The following is a 24,755-nucleotide window of genomic DNA, read 5'->3' as shown; positions in this document are numbered from 1 at the left end:
AAAAACAAAGATTTTTGCTCATTTGAACGATTAACAGGTTAAGCGTTTTTAACCGCAGCAACCACTGATACCTCAACAAGTAATTCAGGGCGCGCCATCGCAGCTTCAACACATGCGCGAGCAGGAGCGTGGCCTTCAGGTACCCATGCATCCCACACTTCATTCATCTCGGCGAAATATTGCATATCTTTGATGTATACCGTAGCACTTAACATATGTTCGCGATCAGAGCCTGCTTCTAGAAGTAGGGCATCAACCTTGTCTAGCATGGTTTGCGTTTGCTCTTTAATACCTTGTGTGGCATCAGCACATACTTGGCCGCATAGATAAACTGTGTTGTTGTGAACCACAATACGGCTCATACGTTGTTTTGTGTGCTTGCGCTCAATTGTCATGACGATTCTCTTTTGTCGATAATTTTGATGCTGCAAGTGTACAAACTATTACGGTAAAAAGCAGTCTATACGGCCAAAAAACTTTAGTTAATCTGAGTTCAGGTTAAGTTTTTCAACTGCTGTACGAATACCAATAGGCTTACCCCTTCAATCACATCAAACTGCATAAATGCCATGAGCGAATGTATAAACACTAGGTTACGCATGTACGGCTGTTGTTTTTTTAGTAAAGACTTTGCAACGGCAAGTGCTTGCTCAGAACCATGCTGATGATATGTGTTCATAATGGTGACGGCGTGCTCCTCTGCAGTGATCTCGCGCGTTTTTGGCGTGTAGCCTAACTGCTTAATTGTGGCTTCTGCCATAGTCCAGACAGACCAAGGGTTTTGCCCCGTAATTAAGTTGCCATCGACTTTTACATTATCAAGGTACATCGCGCCTTCACTGAATTTTGCACCTTGCTCGGTTAGTGTATCTTGTAGCAATTGACCAAAAACTTCTGGCGCATTTGGAATAAGCAGTAATTCTTCATCGTTGGTAAAGGCAGTGATGGTTTTATTGGCAACAATATAATCGCCTTGACTGTTCTTAGCGCCTATCAGGGCTGCAGGTCCATGACAAACTGCGGCAATGGCCTTGTTATTATTGTAAAAATGCTCAACAAGACGAGTGATATCAGGGTTATCAACAAAGTCGAACATGGTGCCTTTACCACCGACAAAATACACTGCTTGATAGTCATCTGGATTTACTTCACTTAGTTTAAAGGTGTGTTCAAGCTTTTTACTTGCCGCTGCATCGTTTAAAAACGCATAGTCGTATTGATTCATATCGTCGCCATCAAGCACTTGTGGTGGCTTGCCGCCTTGCGGGCTGGCGATATCGACACTAAAACCATTGGCCTCAAATACATAATATGCTCGTGACAACTCAGTTAATTCATAGCCAACGGTTTTGCCTGTATTACCAAGTTCACTGTGGCTGGTAACCACCGCTAATATTTTGCCTCTGTGCTCAGGCACATTCTCTGTAATGTAAGGCAGATCTGCCCTTTGAGTATTTTTGAAGTCATGCTTAAAAGCGTCTCTGTCTATTAGGTTGTACGCCCAGTATCCGGCAGCTACAAGAACTAAAACAACAGCCAATAAACTTAAAAGTATTTTCTTAACCATATCAATTGCTCCTTTAATGAGATGCAATGAGCTTAGAGACTTAGGTGTGAAAACGATGTGAAAGTGAATTTCACATTACCTTCACGGTGTGTCATGGCATACTCGAGGTATCGCATTAGGTTGAAAAGAATAAGAATGGAATAGATATGGCATCTGCATTATCAATTTTAGTGGTCGAGGATGAAACTGATATTGCTGCCAACATAGGGGATTACTTGATGGCACAAGGTCATGAAGTTGATTTTGCTTATAGTGGCACGCAAGGGCTTGAACTGGCGCTTAATAGCTATTTTGATGTCATCGTATTAGATGTCATGTTACCCGGTCTTGATGGCTTACAGGTTTGCCTGCAGTTAAGGGCACAAAGTACCCGTCATATTCCTATTATTATGCTGACAGCACGCGACACATTAGATGATAAGCTCAGTGGTTTTAAGCAAGGTGCCGATGATTATCTGACAAAACCCTTCGCACTGGCAGAGCTATTGGTTCGCATTGAAGCTCTATCAATGCGCCATCGGGTTGCGACAGATCATGTACTCGAAATTGGCGAGCTGAAAATCAACCGACAGACTCAAGCTGTTGAACGTGCTCAAAATGTCATCTCCTTATCGAACTTACATTATCAAATCTTATTGGCTATTGCTGAGTCTCATCCAAAACCTTTAAGTCGCAGTGACCTGGTGACTAAGGTATGGGGGGCAGAGCCGCCAGAGTCAGATGCGCTTCGCTCGCATATTTATCAAATTCGTAAGCAACTCGATAAACCGTTTACCTATGATATGTTGGCGACTTTGCACGGTGTTGGCTTTGCTTTTAAGGTAGAAAGTTAATGTTTCGCACCATAAAAAGCCGCTTTGTTGCCTATTTTGGGCTATTTACCCTGATCAACTCAGGCCTGTTTGTCGGTATGAGCTTTATTTTTATGTTCACGGTTGAAGATGTATTTATCCACCGCGAAGTTATGGAAGAGCGGAATCGATTAGAGCAAAGTTACGAGGAAACAGGGCAGTATAGTTCACCCAGCAAAAATTATTTTAGGGTTTATAACAACCGACAAGCATTGCCCGAAAAAATCCAACGCTCACTTGAGCAGTATCCCAAAGAGAAAGAGATATTTGGCGATAATGGCCTGCACTATCATATTGAACGATTAAAATTTGATGATGCGCTGTTGGTGTCAGAAGTGAGTAAGCTATTGGTTGTGAGAGGCTTTACGCAGCCTGCGCTTATTGTGTTAGGTATCATGGCGGCAATCATGCTGTTGTTGAGTGCCTTATTGGCATATTTCTTCTCTAAACGCGCTTTAAAACCCTTAACCGAGCTCAGTGAGTTACTTAATTCATGCGATCCTGAGCACCTTCCAAAAGGCTTTGCTGCGCCGTTTGCAAATAACGAACTCGGTGCGTTTGCTAATAGTTTAGAAAAGGCACTCAATGAAGTGTCTGAGTTTGTAGAGCGAGAGCTCCAGTTTACCCGAGATGCCAGTCATGAGCTGAGAACCCCGATCACCAGTATTTTAGGTGCATGCGAGCTGCTACAGGCAGACAAGCAACTCACAACTCAACAGCGGGGCGTATTTATGCGTGTTCACAATGCAGCTGAGAATATGCAAAAGACAGTAGAGAGTCTATTACTCGTTGCACGGGGGGAAACACAACTCACTAAACAGTCGGTACTTGTTGAGCCGCTCATTGAGCAAAGTATTTTAAATTACGCTGAGCAAATCAGCGCAAAGCAACTCGAAATTGAGTGTGAGATAGAGCCGGGTTCAACATTAAATGCAGACTCACAAAGCTTGCAGATAATCATTGAAAATTTGGTGCAAAATGCGGTGCGCTATACAGAGCAAGGCAGGATAAAAATTCACGCCCGAAACGGTGTGTTTGAAATAAAAGACAGTGGCTGTGGCTTTGATTTTCAACACGCTAAGCAGCAAGGTGTAAAAGCAAAAAACAGCAGCGGCTTTGGCATTGGCTTGTCTTTGGTAGAGCGCTTATGTGGGGTGAATGGCTTGAACTTAGCTGTTGACTCTTCTGCTAAGGGCAGTTGTATTATTTTAAAAAGTAGATAGTACCATTAAAAAAGCCGCGATTTACGCGGCTTAAATATCAGAATCAAAAAGCTAATTAGTCGATGTAAAGCTTCTTCTCAACTGTTTTGTATTCTCTTTCACCGTTTTCATCAGTAAAGTACTCAATTTCAACAGTAATGCTGTTTTCATTGGTAGCACTATGGTCTTCAAATCTGATGTAGTTGCCATTGGTGTCCCTCGTGTTGAAACAAGATACGATATAAAGTCCATTATTTTGAGCTGCACCAGTGCGAACAGACCAAGACTTGTTAATTGTACCTTCATTATCAGCTAACTGATGAAGAGTATAGTTATCATACCCCCAATTTTTAGAAGCGCTTAAAGTCGTGCTAACGCCATTAACTACAGCGCTTATTGGTGTAATGCTTTCGAAGAAAACGTTATACTTTTTGTTGAGCAGCAGACAAGGCGAACCTTCATTTGAAGTATAATTACCCGCCACTTCTCCAGCTGAATTAGTAGTTATAATTAACTTACCAGCTTTGCGATAGTTCATATTGTCAGCCACAAATGCATCTTCAGAGAAAGTTTCTGAGCTTTCAATAGTCTCATTATGTGAGTAATTTATTGACTCTAATTCACCTGATTTCTTATTAACAACCTTTTCTAAATTGAATCGGTAGTTATAGCCTTCTTCTAATTTTGCGTTTGGCTTTAAAGTTAATGCTGTGTCATTGAAGCTAAGAGAGTTGCTTGACTCGACTTCAACATTCTTATATTCAAAGTAAGTCGTGCCTGGATCGATTGAATCATCCTTAGATGCATTACCAGGAGTAGCAACTAATACGTTTTCTTGTTGTATTGTGACTACTGCTTCTTCATTGATAGCAATAGGGGCATTAAAGAAATAAGTGAATGCTTGCTCTTGGTTTAATGTCTCAGTGCGAGTAACGAGGTCTAATGAAATGTCTTTTTCTGAATTTTCTTGCAGAACAACAACAACACTCAGTACATTATCTTCCAAAGCAATATGATTGCTGCCATAGTTACTTACTGCACCGGAAACATCATATGACTCTTTTTGAGCGTTATAATTACCGATGTAGAGAATTTTACTAAAGTAAAGTGTATCTTCGATTGAAAATGCTGGGATATTGATTCTCAGAGAGTCATAAAAGTTCGCATCAATAGAGTGTGTCTTTAATGCCTCATCGTAAACAAAGTTTGCTTGACCAAAACTATTATTCGTCGCAAATACATGCTCAGGCTTAACGGTTTCACCATCTTTGTTGATGAAGTTTAGTACTAGCTTGAATTCTTCAGCCTGTACTTTGTCTAAATAAAATAACTTACTTTTGCTTAAATCGTTTGTACGATAAACGTCTAATTTATCAACGTCATCAGTGCCATTATTATCTAGATCACGATCTTGCTCTAGAGGTAGGCTAAAGCCTTTAGGCACTACCAACTCATACATACCTGTTTCAGAATTGAGAGTTGCTTTAGATAAATTGTCACCAGCAATTTGTTTAAGTGTACTAAAACCATAGCTGCTTGCGTCAAGGTCCGCTTCTAAGTGAAGTTCTTTGAACGGTAAGTTTGTTTTTTCATCTAAAACAGTGAACTCAATAGTTTCAGGCTGGCCAACAGTTAAAGGGAGTAAGTTCTGAATAAACTTGTCATCTTTAGCTGGTGTTTTAAAGAAGAAATGACGCTTAACAATCGCATTTGATGCACTGCTTACCTTTGCTATAAAGTCAGTGTTTGCTGGAAGTTCAGATACTTCAAACGAACCGTCTGCAGCAAGAGAAACTGCATCATGCCATTGGCCGTTGTAGTAAAAAGTAACAGATAAATCGCTAGGAAGTGTATCACCTTCAGTTGCAAGCTCTACTGAGCCTACTAGTGTGATGGCCGTCTTCCATGCTTCAGCTTGTTGTTTTGTGTAGTCTAGCTGATTTTGTAAGATTTGATTTTGCTGCTCTAGTTGCTGTACTAGCGCATCGTTATTGTTGTTATTGTTATCTTCTACTTCTAGACAACCAGACAGTGTGAAACATGCTGCGATACCTAACGCAACTTTAGAATAATTAAACATTGTTATTTTCCTTTTATTAACAATAGCCTCTGTAATTAGAGGGCGGCTATTTAAGCACTTTTTTGAAATAAAAGCAGGTGCATGTTTACAATCTTTTACTTTTCTTATTGGCAATAAATGAAATAGTTCGCTAGCAAATTAACCTTGACTCATTTGACGAGTATGACTTTGGTTGGTTATAAAGAATTAGCTTTTTGTTTTTGGTTAGTTCTTTAGGGTTTCTTTATTGTAATGACGTGTAAATGAATTAAATATTTAATAGTTTTTTCTTATCAGTTTTATACTTTGCTTAGTCTAGACTAATGCTGTTGTGTTAGCTGATATGCTAAGTTTATGATTGTTTTGTTGCTCCTTTTTCTCTTATTTTCTTCTTTTACTGCAAATGCTTCAGAGCACTTTAGTGATCACGAGTCTTATTGCCTTCAAAAAGATGAGCAAGCTTGTTTAGCCTTGCTAAAAAAGCAAAGTGACGCTGTGCCCCTTTATTCTAAAGCCTGGTTTAAGCTTACTTCTTATAAGCTCGATTATTATTACGACAAACGTGAGTTTAAGAAGTTAGAACAAACAATTGTTCCGCTTTTAGTAATTGAAAATAAGCCTGATGTTTTCGAGCTGCAACTTAATTATTACTACTCAAAAACATTGGCTTATTTTGGTAAGAGAAAACAGGCGAAACACTATGCGCAATTGGCTATTTCTAAACTAGAAAAAATTTACCATATTTTTGAAGATCCGATGCGGATGGTCGAAATTGCTAATTTAGAATATGTGTTTGGCGATAGACAAAAAGCCTACCAGTTACTTTTATTGGCTGAAAACAAATTTGGCAAACGTGGCGATCCTATATTCCATCTTGAATTGCATACAAATAAAGGTCATATCTTTTTTACTTGGCAAAACTATGAGCGTGCCGCTAAATTTTACAAACTTGCACTCGATTGGATTAAAGACACAGAGCATGACGCTAAAAAAGTGATTGCTTACTCTAACTTGGCCAGAACCTACCAATTAATGGATAAACATGAGTTGGCGCTTGAACATTATAGACATACCGAAGAACTATTATTAGAACAAAAAAATCCTCGGCTTCTAGCTGTGATACTCATTCGCACAGCTGAAGTATATGAGCAGCTTAATGAGCCTGAGAAAGTGGCGCAGTTTATTGAAAGAATAAACTATGCTGACCTTTCTAGCGGTTATCAAGAAACGTTTAAAAGACTTTCAGGTTTCACCTCCTCAAAATTAAAAAACCTATAACTTAACCTTTTACAGGCCAATTAAGTTTAGCTAGTTTGTTCAATTCTTAATGTCATAAACCTCTTACGATAAACACTTCTTATCTTGGAGTGGTTATGAATTTAAAAACGAATGTGTTAATTATCGGTGCAGGTCATATGGGCTTAGCACTAGGAAGCCACTTATCAGCCTTAAATATTGATTATTTAATTCTTGATAAACATAAGCATGTTGGTGACCAATGGAGGAAACGTTATCAGGGCTTAACTCTATTCACCCCGAATCAGTTAAATCGGCTCCCAGGTTTTTATATCCCTCATTCTCAAGGAGATTATCTCACTAAAGACGAGTTTGCTGATTATTTATCAGATTTTGCTTTGCATCATAAGCTCGAAATTAAAACAAATCGCAAGGTAGTAAAAATTACGCATGATGGCGTTAATAATTTTTCTATTTTCACTGAGCATGGGGTGATTAAGGCGAAGCAAATTGTTTTAGCCACCGGCGCCTTTAATGTGCCTGTAAAACTCTTTAATGGAGATACTGAGTTTTTACAGCTAGGTTTAGAGCAATTACAGAGTATGAACTTCAAAAACCAGAAAATCTTAGTTGTGGGTGATGGTGCTTCAGGCCGACAAATTGCGAAAAAGCTGAGTGATAAAAACAAGGTTTACTTGGCGCAAGGTAAAAAGCGCAATCTGTTTCCAGAGCATATTCTGGGAATTAAAACTTTTTCATTGCTGAAATGGTCAGGTCTTTTAAAGCTTCCTAAAAACTGCAAAATCGCTCAGATTTTAAAAAGTAGAGATCCTTTCCCAGATACGGGTATTAATAACAAAGCACTTCTAGCTTTGGAAGTTGATTTAAAATCCAGAGTCGTTTCAGTTGGTTATAATAGTGTTACTTTTGATAATGGAGAAAAGCTCAAGCCAGATATCATGATTAACGCGATTGGCTATAAAGATGACTTTAGCTTTATTGATATTCCTCAGTTATATAAAGACAATAATGAGTTTGACATAAGCGCAGCTGAAACCTTGGGTATTTTTAAAATAGGGCAGCCTTGGCAACATAATCGAGCCAGTGGTTTGATCTGTGGTACTGAGTTTGAAGTAGAAAATGTACTAAAAAAGCTAAATTGCGCCTAGCGCGATTTAGTTTTCCCTTTCTCGACTAGTTACCTTGAAGTTTTCCTTGCCTCAAAATAAAAAACCCGCAACATGTGCGGGTTTTTTTATAGTTTTGATATTAAGCTGTGAAGCTTACTGGGCGACGTTCTTTGCGTTCACCACGCTCGCCGTCACGACGAGGCTTACGGTCACCGCCACGGTTATCACGGAAGCTACGCTTACCTTCACCACGGTTACCACGATCGTTACGCTCACCACGGAAGCCACGCTCTTGACCGCCACCTGCTTGATCAGCTGGGTGCGTGCTCTTAGTCATGTTCATAGGACGCTTACAGATAAATACGTTCTTGAAATGACCTAATACGTCAGCTGGCATATCTTTCGGTAGTTGAACAGTACTGTGTTCGTTGAATAAACGAATGTCACCGATGAACTTGCTTGAGATATCAGCTTCATTAGCAATTGCGCCAACGATGTTTTTAACTTGTACACCGTGATCACGACCAACATCGATACGGTACGTATCCATTGGTGTTTGGCTGCTGTTGCGGTTGCCACGGTCACCGCGTTCACCACGCTCACGACCACGACGCTCGCCACCACGTTCATTACGCTGACCATCACGACCTTTACGGTCATCACGTTCACGACGTTCGCGCTTAATTTCTTCAACTTTTAATGGTGAAGATTCTTGTGCAAGTGCTAGTAACGCACCCGCTAAATTTTCAGGGCTTAGCTCAAGCTTTTGAGCAAGGTCTACAGCAACTTCATTAAAGAAAGTAATGTCTTTGTGCTCTAATGCATTCGCTAGCTTAGCTTGTAATGCTGCGATACGTTTTTGCTCAACTGTTTTAGCATCTGGTAATTCAACTTCAGCAATCTCAGACTTAGTGTGGCGCATGATGTTACGTAGTAAGTAACGCTCATTGCCTTTCACGAATAGGATTGCTTTACCAGTACGACCAGCACGACCAGTACGACCAATACGGTGAACGTATGCTTCGCTGTCTTGCGGAATATCGTAGTTGATAACTAGGCTTAAGCGTTCTACGTCAAGACCACGTGCCGCAACGTCAGTTGCGATTACGATGTCTACTAGACCATTCTTTAAGCGATCAACAGTACGCTCACGCGCTTGTTGGTTCATGTCACCATTTAATGGTGCCGCAGAGAAACCTTCATGCTCTAGAAGCTCAGCAAGCTGAACAGTGTCGTTACGTGTACGAACGAATACAATTGCACCATCGTAATCTTCAGCTTCTAAGAAGCGAACGATTGCTTTGTTCTTATGAACAGTTGAACGCCAGTAAACTTGTTCAACCGTTGATACTGTAGAGTTACGTGCAGAAATATGCACTTGCTCTGGGTTGTCTAAGTACTTGTTACAGATAGACTGAATTTGCTTAGGCATAGTTGCTGAGAACAAACAAGTTTGCTTGTTTTCAGGCGTTTTTTCCATGATGTTTTCAACATCTTCAATGAAGCCCATGCGAAGCATTTCGTCAGCTTCATCTAGCACAAGTGCTTTCAGTTGCGATAAATCAATCGTTTTACGATTGATGTGGTCGATAAGACGACCCGGTGTCGCAACAATAATTTGTGCACCGCGGCGTAAAGCACTAAGCTGAATGCCGTAGCTTTGACCACCGTAAAGCGCTAGTACTTCAACGCCTTTAGTGTATTTAGCATATTGTTCAAATGCTTCTGCTACCTGAATAGCAAGTTCGCGTGTTGGTGTTAACACCAAAATTTGTGGCTGCTTCGTAGCCGGGTCAATATTGTTTAATAGTGGTAATGCAAATGCTGCTGTTTTACCTGTACCCGTCTGCGCTAGTCCCAGTACGTCCTTTCTTTCTAGCAATAACGGTATACATTGAGCTTGGATCTCAGATGGTGTCTTATATCCTTGCTCTTCGACTGCTTTTAAAATTGCAGGTGAAAGATCTAAAGATTCAAACGTGACTGGTTCTGACATTAATGCGCCTCAACGAATTTAAAGAGGCGCGCATTGTATAGGAAAAGCCCAGCAATTGCTTGTATAAATTAGAACTAATTTATATGTGACTGATGTTGTACGAAATTTAATCAGCATGTTTTGTGCAAATTTACAGCAAAGTAACAAATTCAAGGTTTTTAAAGCTTTTTACTTTTCTGCAAATACGTATTGTTTAATTACTATACAAACCTAAATTTTCTTTTGCATAGGCTTCAAAATCGGTAAATCCACCGATATGCGTTTGATCTAGGAAAATCTGTGGCACAGTCGGGCAAGGTTTGCCTGCTGACTTTTCTAAATCTGCTTTACTCACACCTTCTTTGATGATGTCTACGTAGCGATAGTTAAAATCGTCACGTTCTGTCTTTAAACGCTCAGCAAGTTCTTTTGCACGAACACAGAATGGGCACCCTTCACGACCAAAAATAACTGTAAACATATTGAATTCCTCGTTGATGATTTTGTTTAACTGCAACTAAGTTTAGAGGAATTTATAAGAAGTAAAAGTTGATTAATTGAATTGAAATCATCAATAAAAATGATGATTCCTAAATAGAGGGCTTACCAAGATATGGCAAGCCCTAGATGGGTCGAAAACTAATTTAAAAGTGATATTAGAAAGTCACGCTAAACCCAATAGATGGGCGCATTTCAAAGTCATCGGTTTCTTCTTCTATATATAAGTCATTTACTGACTTCACTTTTTTGTAATCAAGGTCGATGCTGCTGACATTATCTTGGCCGTATGCGTTCATTAGTTCCAGAATAAGCTTACCATCTAGGCCAAATACGCGTGTTTTACGTTCAAAACGAATGTCGAGCCTGTGATACAGATCGTGACGCTCTGAGAATGGTTCGCCATAGACAGGTAAAAAGCGATTATCGAAGTCTGGGTTTTCCCTCACGCCAACAATCGGTGTATAAGCTTGACCGCTGCGTGCTGTAAAATTAAAGCCGCCTTGCCAGAGTTCATTGATTTCGTAGTTAAATACCGCATTGAATACAAAAGGGGTATCTGCATAGTAGTCACGCGTGACATTATTTCTTAAATCCGTACGCTCACTTTTGGCATAACTAAATGCCAACCATCCATACCAGTTATCGGTTTTGTTTTTATTGATCAGAAAGTCAACACCATAGGCTCGACCCTCAACATCATTGGCGTACAAGTTATGTGCATCGGGGGCTGAGTCTTCAATCCCCAAAGGTAAGTCATTCATGGTTTTGTAATAGGCTTCAACAGACCATGACCATTCATTTTCAAGTTCTTGTGCGAACCCTAGCGTTGTATGATTTGCCGATTGTGATTTTAAATTCGGATTGCCGACTTCAGGCAAAATATAATCAATGTCTTGCTGACGATTATATTGTCCAAACTTGGCTGTGATGGTACTTGAATCAGATAAGTAATAGTTTAAAGCAAGGCGCGATTGCTCGAAGTTTTCATCGGTTAGCTTGTTATGTTGGAATTGCACGCCGGCTTCCGTTTGTAGCTTGTCGTTGATTTGCCAAACATGGGTAATGCCAACAAACCCGCTATCTGCGCCAGCAGTTTGTTTACCTGAAATACGCTCCCCTTTTTTTAAGTCGCAATCAGGATCAAGCTCAGTACATAGGTATTGGAAGGAATCATATTTATAAGTGGTTTCGTTGTCGTAAAAGCCAACGTCGGTCACGAGTCTGTGTTGGTTATTTAAACGGTAATTCAACTGCGCTTTTAGGGTGGTTTGCTTTTCTGACTCTTCTTCAAAGTAGCCATTCGTTAAAGTTGCACGTTTGCCATATTCAAGTCGACCAGAATGGTCTAGCACACCTAGTCCTACTCTAAAATGATAATTTTTGTTGTAGTGATCCCATAAGATATTTTGGCTGGTGAACTCACGGATAAATCGTGCATCGCCCTGAAATTCAGGTGTCTTTTGTGCAAGTTCAGCACGTTCATTAAAGCCTGCTGCGGCTGAGTCTTGCGCGCCAGTAAAGTTAAACGTTAGGGTATTATTGGCATTGATATCCCAAAGCCATTTCCCTTGATAATCGTGATCGTCCGGTGCATCGTTTATGATCACCCCCGTTAATTCGCCATCATCGTCTTCAAGCTCTTCTCCTTCAGAGAAGAATAGCGGCAAAGTGCTTTTACGGGCTGAAAAGTAAAATGCGGTATTCTCTGTGGCTTGTCCTTCAACAAATACACCAGCATTAAACATCGAAAAATCGAGTGTTGTCGTAATTGGCTGATATTTAGGGTTGCGTAATGTGACGTCAAACACTGCGCCTGTGGCGTTGCTATAACCAGCGCCATAACCGGCTGAGTAAAGCTGGAAGTCTTGAATAATATGACGATTGAAAATAGAGCTGCCAAAGTCATGGAATATGTAGCCTGCAGGCATAAAGTCTACTTCGAAGATATTATCACTAGGTGATGAACCGCGTACTGCTGGCTCACTCATTGAACCGCCAGCAGCAACTACGCCTGGGAGTGCATAAACGGCTCTTAGCGGATCGCCAAGGGCGCCGGGCATTTCAATCAGCTTTTCAGTGTCTTCGGTTATTTCACTGGTGATACTGCTGCGTTTATACAGTACTTCAATGTGTTCCATTTCTTTGTTCTGTGGCTTTTGCTCATCAGCATGAACAGACAGTGAAATGGCTAAAAATAGCGGTGAGAACTTAAATAGAGTAGTTGAAAATGCGCCGAGCTTGTTCATTTGGGTTCCTTGTTGCAAGCTGAGTTGGTATGAATTGGCGACTAGTTTAAGGAGATAAGTTGTAAGTGTGTTGCGGGTTTAGGTAATAAAGTGTAGTGGTACTTCTACACTTTATTACAAAAGTTGCTTATAAAGGTATTAAGTTAAGACAACTTATAAGCGAGCTCTTAAGCCCAATTCTGTCGAATACCCAACGGAACGCTCGGTTATTTTCAGGTTTTCATCAATCACATAATAAGTCGGGTAGGCTTTGACCTTAAAGTTGGCGGCGATTTGATGATTACCCATAAGTACTGGCATGCTGAGGTCTAAATCTTGTGTGAAAGCTTCAACCGCTTCTTTTGAGTCATAATCTAGGGCAATGGCAACGGCATTGAGTTTTTGTTGCTCATGAAGCTTATCTAAATTTGGCATGCTGAACTTACAAATGCTGCACCAAGGCGCAAAGAAGTACACAACGGTTTGCTGCCCAGCGAGTTCACTTAAACTGATCTGTTTGTGCTCATTTTCGAGTGTGGGTAATGAGAAGTAAGGCGCAGGTTGCTCACCATTATCTGCTAACATCCCGAGTTCTTGGTATGCAGTGACTGCAATAAATATTACGGCAAAAACGGCTAATTGAAGTACTTTTTTGATCATCTTTGAAACGTATTGGGTCCTTTATGTTTTATTAGACCCGACGTTAACACCGAAAATTACAGATAGAAACTAAAAACATGTTTCTATCTGTTTCAATGGCTAATATCCCGCATAATTCATTTTTACAGAATACTATTCACCTAAATAACGTTTGGCTTTTTGAGGTTTTATTTTCTCTAAATCAACCAACACGAGTCCGTCAATACAATTACTAAAGTCGGGATCGACGCTAAAACACAGGAAGTTCACGCCGCCGTCTTCGCACAACTCTGTATATTGCTTAAATAACGTCGGTACTTGAGCGTCCATATTGGCAAGGATATGCTTAAGCTCGCTGAAATCCTCTTTGATATTATTGCCTAAAAATAGCTTCTTATAATTCTCTATCTGGGCGCTATTTAATCGATATTTGTGTTTGGCAATAGCATGCTCGGGCAAATGGCCAAAATAGTGCTGATAGTGATACACCAACATGGCTTTGGCTTCTTCGGGCAAGGCATTCGATAGACTTACCGCGCCAAATAAATAACGGTGTTCAGGGTAACGTTTTACAAATGCGCCTATGCCATACCAAAGGTAATCTAGGCTTTTTCGCCCCCAGTATTTAGGTTGAACAAAGCTGCGGCCAAGCTCTAATCCGTGCTCAAAGTATGGCTGCATTTTATCGCTGTAATCTACTAAGGTGTCGGTGTATAAACCTTCTCGACCTTGTTGTTCAAGTACCTTTTTAGCACTGGCAAGCCGATAGGCACCGACTAGCTCAAGTTGATTTGGGTCCCATAGAATCAGGTGGGTGTAATGCATGTCATATTTATCTATGTCACGACGTTTTCCGGTGCCTTCACCGACTGCTCTAAAAGCATGTTCACGTAATCGGCCTAACTCTCTAAAAATGACTGAGCTACCCTTGTAATGATAAAGATAAATTTGCATACCATCTTGCGTTTCGCCAATGCGCTGACAGGCTTCAAGGGCACTCTTCAAGGCTTTTTTACACTCAGGTGGCGCAACAGGTGTTTGTGTGGTGAGTGGCAGCGACTTTTTAGTACCTATGCGATATAGCTGTTTACGAATGAGCGCCACCATCTCTTTGTCTTTGACATTATTGTGCAGATAAGACTCAGGCGGTATGCATGCACCGATTTCGAACTCTAAAAATTTTTGACGCTGCTTAAACATTTCTTTTACCAATAGCAGGCTGGCTAGAGGCTTGTAGATCATTGATGTGCCATAAAACAAAGGGCTATTTTTGGCTTTAATGTGAATTGGCAAAATAGGGCAGTTAGCTCGTTTTGCCATTCTTAAAAAGCCAGTATTCCACTTACAATCTTTGACGCCTGTGGGGCTTAATCGAGAAACTTCGCCAGCAGGAAAAATCAATAAAGCGCCACCTTGTTTTAGATGCTTATGAATATTGCTGAGCTCTTGTTTGCGACTTGTACCAGATAAATTGTCAACAGGGAGTAATAAAGAGTGCATGGGGGTAAGCGACATCAGCATTCGATTTGCAACTACTTTTAAATCGCCTCGTACCTTGCTGATAAGTTTTACTAGGGCGAGTGCATCTAAAGAGCCGATAGGGTGGTTTGCAACAATTACAACAGAGCCTTCGCTGGGTATATGCTCAAGTTGCTTGGTGGTATAACGGGCATCAAACTCAAGTTCGTCTAGCACTTGCTCAACAAACTCTAATCCTTGTAAGTGCGGGTAGGTATCTGCAAATGCCACAAATTCTTGCTCATGAAGTAAATAACCTAAGCCTTTTTTTACTAGTCCTTTTACTTTTGGGGACTTTTCTAGCTGGGGTAAGTTTGCTTCGATAACCTTATCGACACTGATCATAGTAAATCTCAACTCTAAGTGTTTTTTGTAGATTAAAAACACTGTGTGACAAGGCTGTTGCAAATTTACGGTGCTTTTATGACAGGCGACATTGTTTTATGGTTTTAATGAAACCCTCGCTTGAGTCTTAATTGCTTGGCCAATATGATGACTAACAAGTTGCTTTATTAGGAATACCAAATGTCAGTTTTAGTCTGTGTCACAGGTCGTAATAACGACAAACTCATTGCTGAACTCAGCGCACAATTACCCAATGTTAAAATATATGAGTGGCCGCATTGCGAAAATTTAGCAGAAATAGAATTTGTATTGGCTTGGAAAGCACCTGAAACGCTTTGGGCACAACTACCTAATTTGCAAGTAGTACAGAGTTATGGGGCGGGGGTTGATGCGATTGATTTAAGTCTTATTCCTGAACATGTTCAAGTCACTCGTATTGTAGATACACAACTGGCAGAAGATATGGCTGAATATGTCTTAGCCCATACTTTGTCGCATAAGCTTCGTATTAAAGAGTACCTAATAAAACAGCAGCAAGGGCAATGGAAGCCAAAACGAGCGCATGCGACTCAGCATGTGGGCGTTTTAGGTATGGGAGAGCTAGGGTTAAGTGTTGCAAACAAGCTGATTAGCAATAACTTTAAAGTCAGTGGTTGGTCTCGCTCAGGAAAGCAGTTAGCGCATATTACTCATTTCCACGGTGAAGCTCAGCTATCTGATTTTCTTACAGAGCTTGATGTATTGGTGTGTTTATTACCCTTAACTGTACAGACAGAAGAAATTTTGAATTTAGATTTGTTTAAGCAGTTACCAGATCACTGCCTGTTAATTAATGTTGCTCGAGGCAAACATTTAAATGAATCTGATTTATTTAAAGCGCTTGATCAAGATGAACTTGCAGCAGCAGTATTGGATGTATTTACCGAAGAGCCCTTACCTAAATCGCATGCATTTTGGTCTCACCCTAAAATAATCATCACACCACATTGTGCGGCTTTGACTCAGCTCAAAACGGTTTGTGAACAAATTGCGGATAATGTCAAAGCACAACAAGCAAACACACAATTAAGTAATTTAGTGTGCAAACAAAAAGGATATTAAAAGGTAGGAAATAAGTATTGGAAAGTGCTGAGCTGATTTATTCTCTCATGCCTTTCACTTACTGTATAAAAAAACACCTTGTATGGTTTTTATACTTTAAGTAGTTTAGATAAAAAAATAATAATAAACAGGGTAATACAATGCGTGACAGCCAAGGTGGAGTAAAATTTTCTTTCGTTTTTATCTCAGTTATTCTTTTGGCAATTTCTGCATGGTTTACTCAGGCTAAAGCGACAGAGCTGCCGGAGTACGGTAGCTGTGTCGCTCATGAAGAGATCAACGCTTAGCGTGTTGTTCTCGATTTTCTAGCTTTTTCTCATCACTTTTAGTTAATAGTACATAGGTAGAGCCAGAACCACCGTGACATTTTAACGCACTGTGAAACGCTAAAACGATCGGCATTTCTTGTAACCACTTATTAGTATAGCTTTTTAAAATGGCTGGGTGCGGTTTGCTGTTTAAACCAATGCCATGTCTTATCAGCAAGACACGAATACTTCTTTGCTGACAATCGGTAACAAAATCAAAGAGTGTTTTTCTGGCTTCACGAAATGTTTTGCCATGTAAGTCTAATGTGGCGTCGATTTGATATTTGCCTAAACGTAGATTTTTAAACACACCATGTTGCACACCACTTTTCTTAAAGCTCAGTAAATCGTGTGGGTCGAGTAAGTCTACATACTCGGTGGAGAGGTAATTTGCATCAAACTCTAATTCTTGTTCGGCGGCTTTGCGCTTTTCAAGTTGACTCAGAGTTGGGGCGTTTTTCTTCTTTTTAAGCTCTATTTGATTGTTCTTGGCAAGTGGAGTGACATCACCCATTGAAGCCATAAACAATTCTTCATCTGTCATCGCCATACGTCACCTCAGCTGTAGCATTGAAGATATGGCGATGATTTTAGCCTAGCCTTAAGGAATTGGCTACCAAGACAATTTAAAGGCTAGGTTAATAATGTGTTATTCGGTATGACTTAATTTAAGTTGTCCGAATGTATACACTTTAAATAGATAAAATGTATTAATCATAATTAGACTTAAATTAGACACCACACTGGTACTCATCAGATCAAAACTAAACGATAAAAATAACAAGCTACAAGCGGCCAATGCGGCAACGCGTAAAGTAGTTAAGTGGTTGATAAAAAAGGCTCCAGCACCTAAAAGTAGAAGCACAATGTTTAACAACAAGTCGAGCTCGTTTGGCATGGTCTGTTTGGGTTCCTGTGGTTGGTTAAAGGAGCGCCATTATGGTGTTAGTTTGACCATGCTTCAAACGAGTATTTTTGTAATTTTCAGATTAGTTTTTTTAATTCGAAATGAGCGCCTTTAGGGCACTAAAGAAACCTTCTTTTTTGATTATTTGATACTTCTGGCAGGTATCTGGGTCGAGCTTATTGATACATAAATAGAGAGTATTCTTATCTAGAGCGGGCCTTGGGTGCAACGATGAATCAAAGATGACCGGATCAAGACCAGGTAGTGCAGACCAATAGACACTGGTAGCAACGACCCCTAGTTTTTCATAAGTAATTAACTGTGGTTTAGGGAATACAATAATTAATAAGGCAATAATGGCAAATGTTACCCAGCGTTTAATGCCTTTTTGCTTTGGGGGATTATTGAGTTGAGTTTGGGCTAATTGTGCCTGTGCCATTGCGGCTCTTTGTTGTTGCGGAGAAAGACGTTTTTTCTTTTGACTACTTTGTCGCTTCTTTTGTTGTGGGTTAACTTGTCCTAATAAAGATTGTTTTTTTGATTGATTAGACATTTTGTTTTGTAGCCTTTTATTTGCATGTCTCTATAATGATTCTATGATTTAATCATAGCCTAAATTTATTCGGCAGCATACGGAAAGGATGATTATGGATCAACAGATCTCAATACTGATAGTGGACGACGTGGGTACAGTTCGCAGTTTCTTACATCAAACATTGATGCACTTGGGCATAGACCATGTGAGAGAGGCCTCTACTGCGACACAATGTATTACTGCATGCGAAGAGCAACATTTCGATATTGTGTTTTTAGATATCGAATTACCTGATGGTGACGGCAAAGAGCTGATCGCTGAGATTAATAAAATTAACGAAAATATTAATGTTGTGATGGTATCTGCTCATTCAACAGTAGATAACGTCAAAGATGCGATTGAAAGAGGAGCAAAAGGATTTGTGGTTAAACCTTTTTCACCGAAGAAGATTGCAGCAATGTTGAAAAAGTTTTATCCGGAATTGGAGCTTTATTAAGTAGGGCTTCTTTTCTTCCTTTCTTTAAGGCAAAAAAAAACCGACTTAAAAGTCGGTTTTTTCATTCAAAAACAAATTATAGTGCTTTAATTTTAGCAGCTAAACGGCTCTTATGACGAGCAGCTTTGTTTTTGTGGATAAGACCTTTAGTTGCGTAACGGTCTAAAACTGGAGTTACAGCAGCGAAAGCTACAGTTGCAGCTTCTTTGTCGCCAGCTTCAATAGCAGCTACAGTTTTCTTGAATAGAGTACGCATCATAGAACGACGACTTGCGTTGTGCTTGCGACGCTTTTCGCTAGTAATAGCGCGTTTTTTTGCAGACTTGATGTTAGCCAAGGTTTGCTCCTAACAATCTTAAAATAAGCTTAATTTAAAGGCCGAGGAATATGCCTTTTTTATTCTCAAAAGTCAATAAAAAATGACCACCCAGCCTTTTCCATTTGGGTCATATTGGCCTGAATGTACTAAAACCATGGTTTTAAGTTGCATAGCGCTAGTTGCAACAGGCTCAGAATCAACAAAACCATAACACCTCATAGTTTTGTGATTGTTGCGAGCGATTGTATCAAATCTATAACTCGACACCTAGTATTAAACGAAAGATATTTACAAATAGTCGTTGGTTGGCGTTCAAGGACAGTATAAGTCTGTGGCATAATCTGCCAGTTATATGTTCTTGGGAGTAAATTTGTGGCAAAAGGGTTATTTAAATCAGGCATGATAGTCAGTGCTATGACGATGATTTCACGCGTGATGGGACTAGTAAGGGATGCTGTTGTTGCAAATTTACTAGGGGCGGGACTTGCTGCAGATGTGTTTTTATTTGCGAACCGTATCCCAAACTTTCTAAGACGATTATTTGCAGAAGGTGCATTTGCTCAAGCATTTGTGCCTGTGCTATCCGAGATAAAAGAAAAGCATGGTGACGACAAAGTCAGATTGTTTGTTGCCCAAGCAGCGGGTACTTTGGGAACCATTTTACTGATAGTGACCATTCTCGGTGTGATTGGCTCACCCGTCATTGCAGCGTTATTTGGTACAGGCTGGTTTATTGACTGGTGGCAAGGAGGGGAAAATGCAGAGAAATTTGAATTGGCGAGTGGTTTATTAAAATTTACTTTTCCATATTTGTTCTTTGTTAGCTTGGTTGCTCTGAGCGGAGCTGTGCTAAATGTTTATAACCGCTTTGCCGCAGCGGCTTTTACGCCTGTTTTATTAAACATTTCTATTATTAGCTGCGCGATTTTATTACATGATGCCTTTGATGTGAGTGCCTATGCGCTGGCTATTGGGGTATTCGCTGGAGGCGTAGCACAGCTTTTATTTCAAATTCCTTTCCTTTTGCGTATTGGTATGGTGAATAAGCCGGTGTTTGCTTGGCGTTCACCTGAAGTGACGAAAGTACGTAAATTAATGTTACCCGCGATGTTCGGTGTGTCGATTTCGCAAATTAATTTACTGTTAGATACCATCATAGCTTCGCTATTGGTGACGGGCTCTATTGCTTGGCTGTATTACTCAGACAGACTGATTGAATTCCCATTAGGCTTATTTGGTATTGGTATTGCCACTGTTATTTTGCCAGCATTGTCAAAACTACATGCCACGGAAAAATCAGAAGATTTTCAGAGCACATTAGACTGGGGTGTACGTTTTGTGTTGTTTTTAGGCTTTCCGGCTATGGCAGGGTTGATGGTAATTAGCCCACTTATTATCTCTGTTTTATTTGATCATGGTGCTTTCTCCGAAGGTGGAGTCGATCACGTTAAAGCTGTGAGCATGGGCGTTGCCGCCTATTCGGTTGGCTTAGTCAGTTTTATGTTGATTAAAGTATTAGCACCAGGTTTTTATGCTCGACAAGATACTAAAACGCCGGTCAAGATCGGTATTATCACGCTCGTTTTGAACATGGTGTTTAACATCATGCTTGCCCCATTCATTGGCTATTTGGGGTTAGCTTTAGCAACTTCTTTATCTGCAAGTTGTAATGCGTTTTTACTTTATAGAAAGCTAAACCAGCAAGGTGTGTATCAGTTCTCTTCTTTTAGCCTATGGTTTGCATTGAAATGTATCGTGAGCGCAATACTGATGGCAGTGCTGGTTTATTTTATTGCCCAGCAATACTCATGGCAGAGCTGGAGCCTGATTGAGCAAATCACATTACTCTGCGCTTTACTGGCAGTGGCTATGATAAGTTACTTCGGTGCACTTTTTGCGTTTGGGGTACGATTGAAGACCATAAAAGAAGCCTCGGCTTAATACTTAACCTAAGGCATAGTAAGAGCCTTAGGTTAAGGCTATCTGATTATTCGCATTTTCAAGCAACTTGGGTATAATCTGGCACTTTGAATAAATTGGTGGTGAAGGCTTTTATTTCATGCAATTAATTAGAGGCATCCATAATATTAGAGCAGAACACGCTGGGTGTGTGCTGACAATAGGTAATTTTGATGGTGTGCATCTAGGTCATGTTGCTGTTTTAAAAGGCTTAATGCAAGATGCCGAACAGTACGGATTACCCAGTACCGTGATGCTGTTTGAGCCGCAACCGCAAGAGTTTTTTGCCAAAGACAAAGCGCCGGCACGCTTAACACGACTAAGAGATAAACTTGCTCTACTAGACAAACTCGGCATCGACAGAGTGATCTGCGTAAAGTTTGACAAAGAGTTTGCATCCATAGATGCCGAACAGTTTGTTCGAAACGTGTTAATTAAAAAGCTAGGCGTGAAAGCACTCACAGTGGGTGATGACTTTAAGTTTGGCAAAAACCGCCAAGGCGATTTTGATATGCTGAGCGCAATTGGCGCTGAATTAAATATGCATGTCAAAAGCACTGCTAGCTTACGCCGTGATGATTGCCGTGTTAGTAGCACTTTAATAAGAGCTGCACTTGCGCAAGGTGATTTAGACTCCGCGCATCAGATGCTAGGTCATACCTATGCAATTTCAGGTCGTGTAATTCATGGCTGGAAAAAAGGCCGAGAGCTTGGCTTTAGAACCGCTAATATTGCACTAAAACGCCAAGTGATCCCTGTACAAGGGGTGTTTGCTGTTAAAGTCTATTTAGACAACCGCGTATTAAACGGGGTGGCAAACATTGGCACGAAGCCTACGTTAAATGGCACGAAAGCACTATTGGAAGTGCATGTATTTGATTTTGATGAAAATGTTTACGGACGTTTTCTAAAAGTGGAGCTGGTTAAAAAGCTCCGAGATGAAAAAAAATTCGAGACATTGGCCCAGTTGACTGAGCAAATAGCAAGTGATGTGGCTGACGCACAACAATGTTTTACTATTAAGTAGCCGATACGGAAACTAGGATAAATGAGCGACTACAAACATACTTTGAACCTACCGGAAACTGAGTTTCCAATGCGCGGTAATCTTGCGCAACGCGAACCAAAAATGCTGAAAGCTTGGTACGAAGCTGACCTTTACGGCCAAATTCGTAACGCGAAAAAAGGTAAGAAGCCATTTATTTTGCATGATGGTCCTCCATACGCAAATGGCGATATTCACTTAGGTCACTCAGTTAATAAGATTTTAAAAGACATTATTATTAAGTCTAAAACGCTTTCTGATTTTGATGCGCCTTATGTACCGGGTTGGGATTGTCACGGCCTTCCTATCGAGCTACAAGTAGAGAAAAAAGTAGGCAAGCCAGGTGTTAAAGTCTCAGCGGCAGAATTCAGAGAGAAATGCCGTGCATACGCTAAAAAGCAAGTAGAAGGTCAAAAGGCTGACTTCAAACGCTTAGGTGTATTTGGTGACTGGGATAAGCCTTATTTAACAATGAACTTCGATTTTGAAGCGAATGCAATTCGTGTTCTTGGTCGCATCATCAAAAACGGTCACTTACACAAAGGCGCTAAGCCTGTTCACTGGTGTACAGACTGTGGCTCGGCACTAGCAGAAGCTGAAGTTGAGTATCAAGACAAGCAATCACCAGCGATTGACGTACGTTTTGACTTTGTTGACCAACAAGCTGTTGTAGCAGCATTTGGTTTAGCTGAAGGTCATGAAGGTAATGGCTCTGTAGGAACAGTTATCTGGACTACAACGCCTTGGACACTACCAGCAAACCGTGCGGTTGCAGTTCACGAAAACCTAGAATATGCACTGGTTCAAGTTGAAGACGAAGGTAAAGTACAGCGCTTAATCCTTGGCTCTGAGCTAGTTAAAGATTGTATGGACCGTTTCGGTTTCAATCACTTCCATGTACTAGGTTATGCAAAAGGTGCAGCGCTAGATAACTTACGTGTTGCGCACCCATTCTATGACTTTGACGTACCAGTCATTTTAGGCGAGCACGTAACAACTGACTCTGGTACGGGTATTGTTCACACCGCACCTGGTCACGGTCAAGAAGACTTCGTGGCAGGCCAGGCATATGGTCTAGAAGTAGCAAACCCAGTTGGCGCAAACGGTGTTTATCTGCCTGATACTGAATTATTTGCAGGTCAGCATGTATTTAAAGCCAATGCGAGCGTGATTGAAGTGCTAACCGAAAAAGGCGCTTTAATGCATCATCATGCATTACAACACAGTTACCCACATTGCTGGCGTCATAAAACACCAATTATCTTCCGTGCGACACCGCAATGGTTCGTAAGTATGGATCAAGCAGACCTACGTAAAGATTCACTCAGTGAAATCGAAAAAACGCAGTGGTTACCTGAGTGGGGCGAGAGCCGTATCGCGAACATGGTTGAAGGACGTCCTGACTGGTGTATTTCACGCCAGCGTACATGGGGTGTGCCAATTTCTTTATTCGTTGATAAAGACACTGGTGCATTACACCCAAATACTGAGAGCCTAATTGAAGACGTTGCAAAGCTAGTTGAAGAAAAAGGCATTCAAGCTTGGTATGACTTAGACGCAGCTGATTTAATCGGTGCTGATGCCGAGCAGTATGTAAAAGTACAAGATACGCTAGATGTGTGGTTCGATTCAGGTGTAACACACGCTTGTGTGGTTGATGCGCGTGAAGAGTTAACCGGTCCTGCAGATTTATACCTAGAAGGTTCTGACCAACACCGTGGTTGGTTTATGTCTTCTATGATGACTTCGGTGGCGATTAACGGTCATGCTCCATATAAGCAAGTACTAACTCATGGTTTCACTGTAGATGAAAACGGCCGCAAGATGTCAAAGTCTTTAGGTAACGTTATTTCTCCACAGAATGTTATGAATAAGCTAGGAGCTGACATTTTACGTCTATGGGTTGCATCAACAGATTACACGGCAGAAATGACAGTATCGGATGAAATCTTTAAGCGCTCAGCTGATCGTTACCGTCGTATTCGTAACACCAGCCGTTACCTACTTGCAAACTTAAGCGGTTTCAACCCAGCAACTGACTTAGTTGCTGTTGAAGATATGGTGGAGCTGGATCGCTGGATTGTTGCACGTGCCGCTGAGTTACAAAAAGAAATCATCAGTGCTTACGACAACTATCAGATGTTAGTTGTGACGCAAAAGCTAATGAACTTCTGTACCGGTGAGCTAGGTTCATTCTACCTAGACGTAATCAAAGACCGTCAATACACAGCTAAAGCTGACAGTCATGCTCGTCGCTCTTGTCAATCTGCGCTTTACCACATTGCAGAAGCAATGACGCGTTGGATGGCGCCAATCATGAGCTTTACAGCGCAAGAAATCTGGGATGTATTACCAGGTGAGCGCGGTGACTTTGTATTTACTGATGTGTGGTACGACGGCTTAGCAAATGTGACTGAAGGTCAGCTTAATAATACTTACTGGCAGCAAGTACTTGAAGTACGTGATGCAGTTAACAAGGTATTAGAAGCTGCGCGTAAAGATGAAGTTATTGGCGCTACGCTGCAAGCTGAAGTGACGCTTTACACTGGTGGTGACTTAGCTGAAACATTGAATAAGATCGGTGACGAGTTACGCTTCGTACTATTGACGTCAAAAGCAAATGTTGAAGTAGTCAGTGCGAAACCTGAAGGCGCAGAGTCTTCAGACATTGATGGCTTATTCATTAAAGTCGCTTCAACGGATGCGAAGAAATGTGACCGCTGCTGGCACTACTGTGAAGATGTTGGTACACACGAAGGCCATGAAGAGATCTGTGGTCGTTGTGTGAGCAACGTTGACGGTGACGGCGAACAGCGTCAGTTTGCGTAGGAGCAACG

General features: G+C 40.8%; 22 protein-coding genes. 10 read left to right on the top strand and 12 right to left on the bottom strand.

Translation table 11 applies throughout. The annotated features are described in order from the left end of the window. Positions 1-38 precede the first annotated feature (38 nt). Entirely contained in the window at positions 39-395 is a 357-nt protein-coding gene (locus AC1HJP_RS14135) for a RidA family protein (RefSeq protein ID WP_058029098.1), read from the bottom strand. A 98-nt stretch (positions 396-493) separates the two neighbouring features. Next, positions 494-1,567, bottom strand: a complete 1,074-nt coding sequence (locus AC1HJP_RS14130; RefSeq protein WP_480362385.1) for a type 1 glutamine amidotransferase domain-containing protein — start codon at positions 1,565-1,567, stop codon at positions 494-496. Between the two features lie 146 nt (positions 1,568-1,713). Here AC1HJP_RS14130 and AC1HJP_RS14125 point away from each other — a divergent pair, with 146 nt between their 5' ends. Together AC1HJP_RS14125 and AC1HJP_RS14120 are read left to right on the top strand one after the other, a co-directional pair. Continuing rightward, a complete protein-coding gene (locus AC1HJP_RS14125; RefSeq protein ID WP_480362384.1) occupies positions 1,714-2,400 on the top strand; it encodes a response regulator transcription factor in 687 nt (228 codons plus the stop codon). Further along, positions 2,400-3,641: a sensor histidine kinase gene (locus tag AC1HJP_RS14120; protein WP_480362383.1), complete on the top strand. Its 1,242-nt coding sequence runs from the start codon at positions 2,400-2,402 to the stop codon at positions 3,639-3,641. Before AC1HJP_RS14125 ends, AC1HJP_RS14120 begins: the two co-directional genes overlap by 1 nt. A 55-nt stretch (positions 3,642-3,696) precedes the next feature. Here the strand turns inward: AC1HJP_RS14120 and AC1HJP_RS14115 are convergent, their stop codons facing one another. Next, complete coding sequence (locus tag AC1HJP_RS14115; RefSeq protein ID WP_480362382.1) at positions 3,697-5,700, bottom strand: hypothetical protein; 2,004 nt, start codon at positions 5,698-5,700, stop codon at positions 3,697-3,699. A 345-nt stretch (positions 5,701-6,045) separates the two neighbouring features. On the opposite strand from AC1HJP_RS14115, the gene AC1HJP_RS14110 reads away from it, so the two are divergent. Further along, on the top strand, positions 6,046-6,957 hold the full coding sequence (locus tag AC1HJP_RS14110) for a tetratricopeptide repeat protein (protein ID WP_480362381.1): 912 nt from the start codon (positions 6,046-6,048) through the stop codon (positions 6,955-6,957). Between the two features lie 95 nt (positions 6,958-7,052). Beyond that, positions 7,053-8,084 (top strand): NAD(P)-binding domain-containing protein, encoded by a 1,032-nt coding sequence (locus tag AC1HJP_RS14105; protein ID WP_480362380.1) that lies wholly within the window; start codon positions 7,053-7,055, stop codon positions 8,082-8,084. 100 nt (positions 8,085-8,184) lie between these two features. On the opposite strand, the gene AC1HJP_RS14100 is transcribed toward AC1HJP_RS14105, so the two are convergent. The 5 genes from AC1HJP_RS14100 to olsF all read right to left on the bottom strand — a co-directional run bounded on the left by AC1HJP_RS14100 (position 8,185) and on the right by olsF (position 15,248). Beyond that, the gene (locus tag AC1HJP_RS14100) at positions 8,185-10,041 is read right to left on the bottom strand and encodes a DEAD/DEAH box helicase (protein ID WP_480362379.1); all 1,857 of its coding nucleotides are present in this window, start codon (positions 10,039-10,041) and stop codon (positions 8,185-8,187) included. 193 nt (positions 10,042-10,234) lie between these two features. Then, positions 10,235-10,501: a GrxA family glutaredoxin gene (locus AC1HJP_RS14095; RefSeq protein ID WP_058029105.1), complete on the bottom strand. Its 267-nt coding sequence runs from the start codon at positions 10,499-10,501 to the stop codon at positions 10,235-10,237. 175 nt (positions 10,502-10,676) lie between these two features. After that, positions 10,677-12,767 carry a TonB-dependent receptor plug domain-containing protein gene (locus AC1HJP_RS14090; RefSeq protein WP_480362378.1) on the bottom strand — a complete coding sequence of 697 codons (2,091 nt, stop codon included), beginning with the start codon at positions 12,765-12,767 and terminating at the stop codon, positions 10,677-10,679. 153 nt (positions 12,768-12,920) lie between these two features. Continuing rightward, entirely contained in the window at positions 12,921-13,406 is a 486-nt protein-coding gene (locus AC1HJP_RS14085; RefSeq protein ID WP_480362377.1) for a TlpA family protein disulfide reductase, read from the bottom strand. A gap of 132 nt (positions 13,407-13,538) precedes the next feature. Then, a complete protein-coding gene (gene olsF / locus AC1HJP_RS14080; protein WP_480362376.1) occupies positions 13,539-15,248 on the bottom strand; it encodes a bifunctional ornithine lipid synthase OlsF in 1,710 nt (569 codons plus the stop codon). Positions 15,249-15,428: 180 nt separating this feature from the next. On the opposite strand from olsF, the gene AC1HJP_RS14075 reads away from it, so the two are divergent. Beyond that, positions 15,429-16,349, top strand: coding sequence for a 2-hydroxyacid dehydrogenase (locus AC1HJP_RS14075; RefSeq protein ID WP_480362375.1), 921 nt, complete (start codon positions 15,429-15,431; stop codon positions 16,347-16,349). A gap of 140 nt (positions 16,350-16,489) precedes the next feature. After that, positions 16,490-16,636: a hypothetical protein gene (locus tag AC1HJP_RS14070; protein WP_480362374.1), complete on the top strand. Its 147-nt coding sequence runs from the start codon at positions 16,490-16,492 to the stop codon at positions 16,634-16,636. On the opposite strand, the gene smrA is transcribed toward AC1HJP_RS14070, so the two are convergent. The 3 genes from smrA to AC1HJP_RS14055 form a co-directional block, all read right to left on the bottom strand. Next, on the bottom strand, positions 16,626-17,207 hold the full coding sequence (gene smrA, locus AC1HJP_RS14065) for a DNA endonuclease SmrA (protein WP_480362373.1): 582 nt from the start codon (positions 17,205-17,207) through the stop codon (positions 16,626-16,628). The two genes, AC1HJP_RS14070 and smrA, sit on opposite strands and share 11 nt — an antisense overlap. Positions 17,208-17,306: 99 nt before the next feature. Continuing rightward, entirely contained in the window at positions 17,307-17,555 is a 249-nt protein-coding gene (locus AC1HJP_RS14060) for a hypothetical protein (protein ID WP_480362372.1), read from the bottom strand. Positions 17,556-17,655: 100 nt separating this feature from the next. After that, positions 17,656-18,117 carry a hypothetical protein gene (locus tag AC1HJP_RS14055; protein ID WP_480362371.1) on the bottom strand — a complete coding sequence of 154 codons (462 nt, stop codon included), beginning with the start codon at positions 18,115-18,117 and terminating at the stop codon, positions 17,656-17,658. A gap of 94 nt (positions 18,118-18,211) precedes the next feature. Here AC1HJP_RS14055 and AC1HJP_RS14050 point away from each other — a divergent pair, with 94 nt between their 5' ends. After that, positions 18,212-18,595 (top strand): response regulator, encoded by a 384-nt coding sequence (locus tag AC1HJP_RS14050; RefSeq protein ID WP_058029113.1) that lies wholly within the window; start codon positions 18,212-18,214, stop codon positions 18,593-18,595. A 76-nt stretch (positions 18,596-18,671) separates the two neighbouring features. Here the strand turns inward: AC1HJP_RS14050 and rpsT are convergent, their stop codons facing one another. Continuing rightward, complete coding sequence (gene rpsT, locus AC1HJP_RS14045; protein WP_058029114.1) at positions 18,672-18,932, bottom strand: 30S ribosomal protein S20; 261 nt, start codon at positions 18,930-18,932, stop codon at positions 18,672-18,674. 354 nt (positions 18,933-19,286) lie between these two features. On the opposite strand from rpsT, the gene murJ reads away from it, so the two are divergent. The 3 genes from murJ to ileS all read left to right on the top strand — a co-directional run bounded on the left by murJ (position 19,287) and on the right by ileS (position 24,747). Further along, positions 19,287-20,855 (top strand): murein biosynthesis integral membrane protein MurJ, encoded by a 1,569-nt coding sequence (gene murJ / locus AC1HJP_RS14040; RefSeq protein ID WP_480362370.1) that lies wholly within the window; start codon positions 19,287-19,289, stop codon positions 20,853-20,855. A gap of 118 nt (positions 20,856-20,973) precedes the next feature. Then, a complete protein-coding gene (gene ribF / locus AC1HJP_RS14035) occupies positions 20,974-21,900 on the top strand; it encodes a bifunctional riboflavin kinase/FAD synthetase (protein WP_480362369.1) in 927 nt (308 codons plus the stop codon). 21 nt (positions 21,901-21,921) lie between these two features. After that, positions 21,922-24,747, top strand: a complete 2,826-nt coding sequence (ileS, locus tag AC1HJP_RS14030; protein ID WP_480362368.1) for an isoleucine--tRNA ligase — start codon at positions 21,922-21,924, stop codon at positions 24,745-24,747. Positions 24,748-24,755: the final 8 nt, after the last annotated feature.

The organism is Pseudoalteromonas sp. NFXS53, from assembly GCF_056629255.1.
Note: the sequence above shows the minus strand (reverse complement) of the source record. Positions and strands in the feature narration are given on the sequence as shown.